Source organism: Kluyvera sp. (assembly GCF_965301105.1).
Window position 1 is genome coordinate 1 of record NZ_CBDKZX010000099.1, and the last position, 11233, is coordinate 11233.

General features: G+C 58.2%; 6 protein-coding genes, 1 tRNA gene and 1 pseudogene. 5 read left to right on the top strand and 3 right to left on the bottom strand.

From position 1 onward, the window contains the following. Window positions 1–215, top strand: a pseudogene (locus ACW14G_RS20450) (aquaporin); the annotation flags it as partial. Between the two features lie 21 nt (window positions 216–236). Beyond that, on the top strand, window positions 237–1745 hold the full coding sequence (gene glpK / locus ACW14G_RS20455) for a glycerol kinase GlpK (protein ID WP_064540909.1): 1509 nt from the start codon (window positions 237–239) through the stop codon (window positions 1743–1745). Between the two features lie 88 nt (window positions 1746–1833). Here glpK and gltS read toward each other — a convergent pair whose 3' ends face one another. Then, window positions 1834–3036: a sodium/glutamate symporter gene (gene gltS, locus ACW14G_RS20460; RefSeq protein WP_167574788.1), complete on the bottom strand. Its 1203-nt coding sequence runs from the start codon at window positions 3034–3036 to the stop codon at window positions 1834–1836. Between the two features lie 283 nt (window positions 3037–3319). On the opposite strand from gltS, the gene ACW14G_RS20465 reads away from it, so the two are divergent. Together ACW14G_RS20465 and ACW14G_RS20470 are read left to right on the top strand one after the other, a co-directional pair. Next, window positions 3320–4711 (top strand): nucleobase:cation symporter-2 family protein, encoded by a 1392-nt coding sequence (locus ACW14G_RS20465; protein ID WP_249022585.1) that lies wholly within the window; start codon window positions 3320–3322, stop codon window positions 4709–4711. A gap of 123 nt (window positions 4712–4834) precedes the next feature. Then, entirely contained in the window at window positions 4835–6511 is a 1677-nt protein-coding gene (locus ACW14G_RS20470) for an AsmA family protein (protein WP_163446925.1), read from the top strand. Between the two features lie 178 nt (window positions 6512–6689). Here the strand turns inward: ACW14G_RS20470 and yicI are convergent, their stop codons facing one another. Together yicI and ACW14G_RS20480 are read right to left on the bottom strand one after the other, a co-directional pair. After that, the gene (yicI, locus tag ACW14G_RS20475; protein ID WP_167574786.1) at window positions 6690–9008 is read right to left on the bottom strand and encodes an alpha-xylosidase; all 2319 of its coding nucleotides are present in this window, start codon (window positions 9006–9008) and stop codon (window positions 6690–6692) included. An 11-nt stretch (window positions 9009–9019) separates the two neighbouring features. Then, on the bottom strand, window positions 9020–10414 hold the full coding sequence (locus ACW14G_RS20480; protein ID WP_163446921.1) for a glycoside-pentoside-hexuronide family transporter: 1395 nt from the start codon (window positions 10412–10414) through the stop codon (window positions 9020–9022). A gap of 290 nt (window positions 10415–10704) precedes the next feature. Between ACW14G_RS20480 and ACW14G_RS20485 the strand changes: the two genes are divergently transcribed. Beyond that, a tRNA-Sec gene (locus tag ACW14G_RS20485) sits at window positions 10705–10798 on the top strand. Window positions 10799–11233 lie beyond the last annotated feature (435 nt).

Here is an 11233-nt window from a genome sequence, read left to right on the forward strand (position 1 = left end):
CCTTCGCCTGGCTGGCAGGCTGGGGCGACGTGGCCTTCACCGGCGGCAAAGATATCCCGTATTTCCTGGTGCCGCTGTGCGCGCCAATCGTCGGTGCAGCACTGGGTGCGTTCAGCTACCGCAAGCTGATCGGTCGCCATCTGCCCTGCGACACCTGCGAGGTTGAAGAGCCGAAAGCGGTCTCCAGCCAAAATCAACACAATGCTTCGCTGTAATCTGACTACGGAACGTTCATTATGACTGACAAAAAATACATCGTTGCGCTCGACCAGGGCACTACCAGCTCCCGCGCCGTCGTTATGGATCATGACGCCAACATCATCAGCGTGTCGCAGCGTGAGTTTGAACAAATTTATCCGAAGCCAGGCTGGGTAGAGCACGACCCAATGGAAATTTGGGCGACCCAAAGCTCCACGCTGGTAGAAGTGCTGGCGAAGGCCGACATTAACTCCGATCAGATTGCCGCTATCGGTATCACCAACCAGCGCGAAACCACCGTGGTGTGGGAGCGTGAAACCGGTAAACCGATCTACAACGCCATCGTCTGGCAGTGTCGTCGTACGGCGGATATCTGCGAGCAGCTCAAGCGCGACGGGATGGAAGAGTACGTACGCAAAGCCACCGGTCTGGTGGTGGACCCGTACTTCTCCGGCACCAAGGTGAAGTGGATCCTCGACCACGTGGAAGGCTCCCGCGAGCGTGCGAAGCGCGGCGAACTGCTGTTCGGTACCGTCGACACCTGGCTTATCTGGAAAATGACCCAGGGTCGCGTGCACGTCACCGACTACACCAACGCCTCGCGCACCATGCTATTCAACATCAACACCCTGGAATGGGATGACAAGATGCTGGATGCGCTGGATATCCCGCGCGCCATGCTGCCGGAAGTGCGTAAGTCTTCCGAAGTCTACGGCCAGACCAACATCGGCGGTAAAGGCGGCACCCGTATTCCTATCGCCGGTATCGCCGGCGACCAGCAGGCGGCGCTGTTCGGCCAGCTGTGCGTGAAGGAAGGGATGGCGAAAAACACCTACGGTACCGGCTGCTTTATGCTGATGAACACCGGGGAAAAAGCGGTGGCTTCGAGCCACGGGCTGCTGACCACCATCGCCTGCGGCCCGCGCGGCGAGGTAAACTACGCGCTGGAAGGCGCGGTGTTTATGGCTGGCGCATCCATTCAGTGGCTGCGTGACGAAATGAAGCTGATTAGCGACGCGTTCGACTCCGAATACTTCGCCACCAAGGTGAAAGACACCAACGGCGTGTACGTGGTGCCAGCCTTTACCGGCCTGGGCGCGCCGTACTGGGATCCGTATGCGCGCGGCGCGATTTTCGGCCTGACGCGCGGCGTGAACTCGAACCACATTATTCGCGCCACCCTGGAATCCATCGCCTATCAGACCCGTGATGTACTGGAAGCGATGCAGGCCGACTCCGGCATTCGTCTGCACGCCCTGCGCGTAGACGGCGGCGCGGTGGCCAACAACTTCCTGATGCAGTTCCAGTCCGACATCCTTGGCACTCGCGTAGAGCGCCCGGAAGTACGCGAAGTGACGGCGCTGGGCGCGGCCTACCTCGCCGGTCTGGCGGTTGGCTTCTGGCAGAACCTGGATGAGCTGCAGGAGAAAGCGGTCATTGAGCGCGAGTTCCGTCCGGGGATTGAAACCACCGAGCGTAACTTCCGCTACAGCGGCTGGAAGAAAGCGGTGAAACGCGCGTTAGCGTGGGAAGAGCACGACGAGTAAGCACCGAGCGGAGACGCCGTTTGTAGGCCTGATAAGCGTAGCGCCATCAGGCAAAAAAATGCCGGAGATAAGCTCCGGCATTTTTATTTCAACCAAACATCGGCAGCAGCAGGAACAGCTTAATCACCAGCGCGTTGACGATATCAATAAAGAACGCCCCCACCATCGGCACCACCAGGAACGCCATATGCGATGGCCCGAAACGCTCGGTAATCGCCTGCATGTTGGCAATCGCCGTCGGCGTCGCGCCGAGACCAAAACCGCAGTGACCCGCCGCCAGCACCGCCGCGTCGTAATTTTTCCCCATCAGACGGTAGGTGACGAAAATCGCATACAGCGCCATCGCCACGGTTTGTACAACCAGAATCGCGATCATCGGCAGCGCCAGGTCCGCAAGCTCCCAGAGTTTCAGGCTCATCAACGCCATCGCCAGGAATAACGATAAGCACACGTTACCCAATACCGACACCGCGCGGTCGAATACCCGGTAAAAACCAAGCAGCGCCATACCGTTACTGAGAATAACGCCCACGAACAGCACGCAAACAAACGTTGGCAGCTCCAGTACCGTTCCCGCCAACAGTTGCGCAATCACTTTGCCCACCGTCAGACAGATAGCGATCATGGCGATAGTTTCAATCAGCACCAGCGACGTGATCATGCGCCCAACATCCGGCTTTTCAAACGCGGTAGGCACTTCCTGATCGTCCGGCGTACCGTTCGGCGACGATGAATGCTTCACCAGATAGCGCGCGACCGGCCCGCCAATCAGGCCGCCGAGCACAAGGCCAAAGGTTGCGCAGGCCATGGCAACTTCCGTTGCGTGGGTAAAGCCATAGCGTTCGATAAACAGCTTGCTCCACGCCGCGCCGGTACCGTGGCCGCCCGACAGCGTGATCGACCCGGCCAGCAGCCCCATAATCGGGTCAAGCCCCAGCAGCTTCGCCATCCCAATGCCCAGCGAGTTTTGCAGCAGCAGCAGGCCGACGACAACAATCAGGAATGTGCCCACCACTTTTCCGCCCGCGCGCAGGCTGGCAATATTCGCGTTCAAACCTATGGTCGCGAAGAAGGCCAGCATCAGCGGGTCTTTCAGGCTCATATCAAAGTCGATTTCCCAGCCCAGGCTCTTTTTCAGCACCAGCAGCGCAAGCGCCACCAGCAGGCCGCCCGCAACGGGCTCGGGAATGGTGTATTTCTTGAGAAGGGAAACGCTCTGGACCAGCTTTCGTCCCAGCAGCAATACGAGCGTTGCGGCAACGAGCGTCGATAAGGTATCGAGATGAAACATAATTACAGCTCCTGACTAAACGCATGATCCATTCACACGCGACAATTTTCCGATGTCGAGATCGCCTCTTCATGAGGCATCGGCCCAAAGTGTAATCATGAAAAGCGCTAAAGTGATAGAAAAAGGTATTATTTGTCAGCATTTTCGTTAACGCACGCGGTTAAACACGCGCATTTCACAGGGGTATTTTCCGCAATAATTTGCCGCATACGAAAGCAACCGTTTGCTTTTACCAACCAGTCCGCTAAAATCGCCACTTTTCCACCACGGGATTGCCTCTGAGATGTCCTCTAACACACTCGAACAAGCCAATGCGCAACCGATTGCGCATAAGCAAACCAGCGAATTGATTTACCGCCTGGAAGACCGTCCGCCGCTTCCGCAAACCCTCTTCGCCGCACTCCAGCACCTGCTGGCGATGTTTGTCGCGGTGATCACCCCCGCGCTGCTGATTTGCCAGGCCCTTGGCCTGCCAGCTGAAGATACTCAGCACATTATCAGCATGTCGTTATTCGCTTCCGGTGTGGCATCGATCATTCAGATTAAAGCCTGGGGCCCGGTAGGCTCTGGCCTGCTGTCGATTCAGGGCACCAGCTTTAACTTCGTGGCGCCGCTGATTATGGGCGGCACGGCGTTGAAAACCGGCGGCGCGGACGTGCCGACGATGATGGCGGCGCTGTTTGGCACCCTGATGCTGGCAAGCTGCACCGAGATGCTCTTATCTCGCGTGCTGCACCTGGCGCGCCGCGTGATTACGCCGCTGGTCTCCGGTGTGGTGGTGATGATTATCGGCCTGTCGCTGATTCAGGTCGGCCTGACCTCCATCGGCGGCGGCTACGCGGCCATGGCCGACAATACCTTCGGCGCGCCGAAAAACCTGCTGCTGGCAGGCGTAGTGCTGGCCATTATTATTCTGCTTAACCGCCAGCGTAACCCGTACCTGCGCATTGCGTCGCTGGTGATCGCCATGGCGGCGGGCTATCTGATTGCCTGGTTCCTCGGCATGCTGCCGGAAAACACGGCGCCGACCAACAGCAGCCTGATTATGATCCCCACGCCGCTGTACTACGGCCTCGGTATCGACTGGAACCTGCTGCTGCCGCTGATGCTGGTGTTTATGATCACCTCGCTGGAAACCATCGGCGACATTACCGCCACTTCTGACGTTTCCGAGCAGCCGGTCTCCGGCCCGGTGTATATGAAGCGTCTGAAGGGCGGCGTGCTGGCAAACGGCCTCAACTCCTGCGTTTCCGCGGTGTTCAACACTTTCCCGAACTCCTGCTTTGGCCAGAACAACGGCGTTATTCAGCTGACCGGCGTCGCCAGCCGCTACGTTGGCTTTGTGGTGGCGCTGATGCTGATCGTGCTGGGCCTGTTCCCGGCGGTAAGCGGTTTCGTGCAACATATTCCGGAACCGGTCCTCGGCGGCGCAACGCTGGTGATGTTCGGCACCATCGCCGCCTCCGGCGTGCGCATCGTTTCCCGCGAGCCGCTGAACCGCCGCGCCATTTTGATTATCGCGCTGTCGCTGGCCGTTGGCCTGGGCGTGTCTCAGCAGCCGCAGATTCTGCAGTTCGCGCCGGACTGGCTGAAAAACCTGCTCTCTTCCGGCATCGCCGCAGGTGGCATCACCGCCATCATTCTGAACCTGGTTTTCCCGCCAGAGAAAGAGTAATTCACTTCGCGGCGGTGGCACCTTAGCCACTGCCGCCGACATCGAATAATACGATTCCTGCCTTGAGGATTGCCCATAAATCATGCATAACAGGTTTATGTGCCCTTCTCAGGACGGAAGATCATGAAATTTCTTGGAAAGCTCATTATCTGGCTGCTGATCGCCCTGCTACTGGTGATTCTGGCCTTTTACTTTCTACTGCAAACGCGCTGGGGCGCGCGCCACATCAGCCAGTGGCTCAGCGATAACACCAGCTGGCAGGTGAAGTTCGATGCGATGGATCACCGTTTCTCGTCCCCGTCGCATATCCTGCTGCAAAACGTCACCTTTGGCCGCGATGGCAAGCCCGCGACGCTGGTCGCGAAAACGGTGGATATTGGTCTAAGCTCGCGACAAATTACCGATCCGCTGCATGTTGATACCATCCTTTTACAGGACGGGACCCTCAACCTGTCGCCGTCCACCGCGCCGCTGCCGTTTGTCGCCGACCGCCTACAGCTGAGCAATATGGCGCTCAACAGCCCGGAAACCGGCTGGGAACTGAGCGCGCAGCGTGTCTCAGGCGGCGTGATGCCGTGGGCGCCGGAAGCCGGCAACGTGCTGGGCAAAAAAGCGCGAATTCAAATGAGCGCAGGCTCGCTGGCGCTGAACGGCGTACCGGCCACCAACGTGCTGATTGAAGGCGATATCAACAACGATGAAGTCACCCTGACCACCGTCGGCGCGGATATGGCGCGTGGCTCGCTGACGGGCAATGCCCGCCGCAACGCGGACGGCAGTTGGGTGGTTGATAATCTGCGCCTCAACGATATCCGCATGCAAAGCGATAAATCGCTGCTCGACTTCCTTGCCCCGCTGACCACCGTACCGTCGTTGCAGATTGGCCGGCTCGACGTGACCGATGCGCGTTTGCAGGGGCCGGACTGGGCGGTCACCGATCTGGACCTGAACTTGCGCAACCTGACGCTCAGCCAGGGCGGCTGGCAGAGCAGCGACGGGAAATTGTCGCTCAACGCCAGCGAGTTTATCTACGGCTCGCTGCATTTGCTCGACCCGATTCTCAACGCGGAATTCTCGCCACAGGGCATTGCGCTACGCCAGTTCACCTCGCGCTGGGAAGGCGGGATGGTGCGCAGCTCCGGCAACTGGTTGCGCGACGCTAACGCCCTGGTGCTGGACGACGCGGTCTTCGCCGGGCTGGAGTATACGCTGCCGGAGAACTGGAAAACGCTGTGGATGGAGCAACTGCCGCCATGGCTACAAAGCGTCACGCTGAAGAAATTCGGCGCCAGCCGTAACCTGATTATCGATATCGACCCAGCCTTCCCGTGGCAGATCACCGCGCTGGACGGTTACGGCGCCAACCTGCAACTGGTCAAAAATCGCCAGTGGGGCGTGTGGGGCGGCAGCGCCACGCTGAACGGCGCGGCGGCGACCTTTAACCGCGTTGACGTCCGCCGCCCGTCCATGACGCTGAACGCAGACGCTTCTCAGGTCAACATCAGCGAACTGAGCGCCTTTACCGAAAAAGGGATTCTGGAAGCCACCGCTACCGTGTCGCAGCAGCCGCAGCGCCAGACCAACGTCACGCTTAACGGCCGCGGCGTGCCGCTGAACGTGCTGCAGCAGTGGGGCTGGCCGGCATTGCCGATTACTGGCGACGGGAATATTCAGCTTACAGCAAGCGGAAATGTACAAGCAGAGGCACCGCTAAAACCGACGGTGAATGGACAGTTGCATGCGGTGAATATGGAGAAACAGGAAGTAACCCAGCAGATGCTGGGGGGCGAGATAAGGTAGTCGCGCGGGTTTTCTCCCTCACCCCGGCCCTCTCCCCAAAGGGGCGAGGGGGAAAATCCAAAGTGCTCGCTGTATGACCAGCGCCTCCCTGGTAAGGGGAAAACCAAACGCACAACCTACACTATCGGTCCCCTCTCCCCCGCGGGGAGAGGGTTAGGGTGAGGGGGTATCCTCAATACTAAAGTGTAATCACCAGCTCATTACCCTGCGCCGTCACCACCACGCCGAGCTCGCTCCCCGCCTGCGCCCCGCCCTGCACGCCTGCAATCTGCTGGATATTGCGCAGGCACAGCGTCCAGCCGCTGGCTTTGCCGTTGCCCGTCACGGTAATCACGTTGCCCTGACGTTTTGCGGTCAGCGTATAGATAACGGAGCCGTCCTGCGTCGGCACCTCACAGACTGCCTGACGGCCCTCTTCCAGATGGAACAGCTGGAACGCGGTGCCTTCATGCCAGGCGTAGTTCGGCAGCTGGTTATTGTTGCCCAGAGCCAGCAGGGTGTTATCGCGCACATACACCGGCAGGCTCATAAAGTCGTGCTGCTGCTTATGCCAGCGGCTGCCCTGCACCTCGTCGTTGTGCCAGAGATGCGTCCAGCGACCTTCCGGCAGGTAGAACTGCACATCGCCCGCTTCGGTGAACACCGGCGCCACCGCCAGGGAATCTCCCAGCATGTACTGGCGGTCGAGGTAGTCGCACGCCGGGTCGTCGGGGAACTCCAGCATCATGGCGCGCAGCATCGGCGTGCCCTGCTCGTTCGCCAGCGCCGCCTGACGATACAGGTATGGCATCATGCGGCACTTCATTTCGGTGAAGTAGCGCACCACGTCGCAGGACTCTTCGTCATACGCCCATGGCACACGATAGGATTTGCTGCCATGCAGGCGGCTGTGGCTGGAGAACAGGCCAAAGGCGCACCAGCGCTTGTAGACATCCGCCGGCGCGGTGTTTTCAAAGCCGCCGATATCATGGCTCCAGAAGCCAAACCCGGACAGACCAATCGACAGGCCGCCGCGCAGGCTTTCCGCCATCGATTCATAGTTGGCGTAGCAGTCGCCGCCCCAGTGCACTGGGAACTGTTGCGCCCCCACGGAGGCGGAACGGGCAAACAGCACCGCTTCTTCCACGCCAACGGTCTCTTTCAGCACGTTCCACACCAGCTCGTTATAGATATAGGCGTAGTGGTTGTGCATTTTCTGCGGGTCGGCATCGTCGAACCAGCGTACGTCGGTCGGAATACGCTCGCCGAAGTCGGTTTTGAAGCAGTCGACGCCCATCTCTACCAGGCCTTTCAGCTTGTCGGCGTACCACTGGCAGGCTTCCGGGTTGGTGAAGTCGTAAATCGCCAGCCCCGGCTGCCATTTATCCCACTGCCAGACAGAACCGTCCGGGCGCTTCAGCAGGTAACCTTTCTCTTTCAGCTCTTTGAAAACTGGCGATTTCTGACCGATGTACGGGTTAATCCACACGCAGACCTTCAGCCCTTTGTCTTTCAGGCGCTGGATCATGCCTTTCGGATCCGGGAAGGTCACCGGGTCCCACTCGAAGTCACACCACTGGAAGGCTTTCATCCAGAAACAGTCGAAGTGGAAGACGTGCAGCGGCAGATTGCGCTCGGCCATACCGTCGATAAAGCTGTTAACGGTCGCTTCGTCGTAGTTGGTGGTGAATGAGGTGGTCAGCCACAGGCCGAAAGACCAGGCTGGCGGCAGCGCCGGACGCCCGGTGAACTGGGTATAGCGGTTCAGCACCTCTTTCGGGGTTGGGCCATCGATAACGAAATATTCCAGATGCTCGCCTTCAACGCTGAACTGCACCTTAGAGACTTTCTCCGAGCCAATCTCGAAGGAGACGTTTTGCGGGTGATTGACCAGCACGCCGTAGCCGCGGTTGGTCAGATAGAACGGGATGTTTTTATAAGACTGCTCGGTGCTGGTGCCGCCGTCGCGGTTCCAGGTCTCGACATTCTGGCCATTGCGCACCAGCGCGGTAAAGCGCTCGCCCAGGCCGTACACGGTTTCACCCACGCCGAGATCCAGACGCTCAAACATGTAGTTGCGGTTGTCGTTGCTGTCCTGCACGTAGCCGTTGTTTTTCAACTGGCTACCGGTAATGCGTACGCCGTTGCGCAGGAAGTCCAGCGACCAGAATTCGCCTTTGGTGACGCGCACGCTCAGGTTGCCACTTTTCAACTCGGCAAACTCGGCGGTGTTCTGGATGTGGACCTTCACGTCTTTCAGCACGTTCAGCGGGTAGTGCGGGCCTTTCTCCAGCGCACCCTGGAAGTGCTCAATACGCACGCCGACCACGCCTTCCTGAGGAGAGAAAAAGCGAATAGTGAACATCGGCGTGTCCAGCTGCCACGTACGTTCCCGTACATCGCGCGGTGCCACATACACCACTAGCTCGTTCCCATGCTGTTCAACATCAAACACCTGGACAGGATGAATTAAGTTGAGACCCGGTTGGGTCATCCAGTTTCCATCACTGATCTTCATAGCTCGTCCTTTTAATTCTCAAGAGATTGTTTCATAGATACGTTTTCAAAATCCTGCTGAGTGCGGTGCGCGCCGCTCGCCAGTTCACCCATCATCTTGATCAGGAACGGCGTTTTCAGGGTGTAGAAGCGCTTCGCCACAATGGCGCTCAACAGGTAGCAAATCGCCGGCACGATAGTGAACAGGGCAATAATGATGCTGATGGTGGTGGGGTTCTGCACTTTCGCCGCGGCGTCATAACCGCCGCCGGCCAGCATCCAGCCAATCATCGCGCCGCCCAACGCCAGGCCGAGCTTCAGCACGAACAGCGTGCCCGCGAAGCTAATGCCGGTGAGACGTTTACCGTTGCGCCATTCGCCGTAATCCACGGTGTCGGACATCATCACCCACTGAATCGGGGTCACGAGTTGGTGCAGCACGCCAATCACGAAGATAAAGGCGAACATCACGACGCTGGCGTTCATCGGCACGAAGAACATCGCCAGGCTCAGCACCGCCAGAATGGCGTTGGTCCACCAGAAGACGCTCACTTTGCATTTCCAGTCGGTCAACGGTTTAGCCAGCGCCGAGCCAATCAGGTTGCCCACGCAGTAGGTGGTGAGGAAGGCGGTAAACAGCGCCGGAGACCCCATGATCCAGGTGACGTAGTACATCATCGCGCCGCCGCGAACGCAGACCGCCATAATGTTGAGAATGGTCAGCAGGCCGACGATGCGCCACTGGTCGTTTTGCCAGATGTCGCGCAGGTCTTCACGCATTGATGTTTGCGTTGGCGGCGCTTCCACGCGTTCTTTGGTGGTAAAGAAACAGAACGCCAGCATCAGGAACGCCACCACCGAGAGCACGGCGATACCGCCCTGGAAGCCCAGCGCTTTGTTGTCGCCGCCAATCAGATTCACCAGCGGCATCATCAGCACGGTAGAGAGCATGCCGCCCGCCGTCGCCAGCACGAAGCGCCAGGATTGCAGCGAGATGCGCTGCGTCGGGTCGTTGGTGATCACCCCGCCCAGCGCGCAGTAAGGAATATTGACCACCGTGTAGAACAGGGTCAGCAGCGTGTAGGTGATTGCCGCATAAATCAGTTTGCCGTTATGGCTGAAGTCCGGGGTGCTGTAGGCCAGCACGCAGACCACGCCGAACGGCAGCGCGCCGAAGAGCACCCACGGGCGGAACTTGCCCCAGCGGCTGCGGGTACGGTCCGCCAGCAGCCCCATGCACGGGTCAGAGATGGCATCCAGCGCGCGCGCCAGAAGGAACATGGTGCCAACAAAACCTGCGGGTATACCGAAGATATCGGTATAGAAGAACATCATGTACAGCATGACGTTATCGAAAATGATATGGCTGGCAGCATCACCCATGCCATAACCAATCTTCTCTTTGACAGACAATACTTCACTCTTCATCTTTCAAACCCTTTTCGCACCGAAGCCGAAGTGGTACCGGTTACATGATTTGTAAACCATTAGGCTGATAAGGTGTATTGCGATATCTCGTTATCAAATTACGTTTCTTGATTTATGTGATCTGGATTGGCGAGCAGAGTGTGACTAAGTGTAAATAACGGATTTTTAATACATTTCCACTCATGCCGTGCGGAGGAAGTAAAAAAAGTGCTGAAAAATGTAAGTAAAGATGTGGCAACGGATTGAAAGTGGCTATAATGCGCCCCGCCTCCATGTAGCAATGCAGGCGCGGAAGATCGTCGTCTCCGGTGAGACGATTGGACTTCATTTCCAGTGGCAGCCGCCTGCGGCTCCCGGCAGGTTCGACTCCTGCGATCTCCGCCAAAATCCGCTCACTTTTTCCGCTCAAGCCATTCCCTGTTTTTCCCGTACTTCCCCTTAGCAGCGTTTGCGATTGCACTGATAGTGTCCCGGTTCGTTTACGCCGTACGCCAGGGCGGCCAAAGATGCATAAACACGGGGCTAAATGACCGGAAAACGGTCAACTATTCGCGTACACCGCTGGTTTTTGCGCCATCGATCGCGCAAGAAGTGCGGTAAATAAGGTGCGGCGTGAGAGCTGGAAAATGTAACCCTAAGAAAAAGCAGGGTTTTATCTGAGGTACCCGAAAATGCTGGGGCGATGGGGCGAAAAATGTGCCCTGGGGGGATGTGGTAAATGATTGAAAGTAGCTATAATGCGCCCCGCCTCCATGTAGCAATGTAGGCGCGGAAGATCGTCGTCTCCGGTGAGGCGACTGGACTTCAAATCCAGTTGGG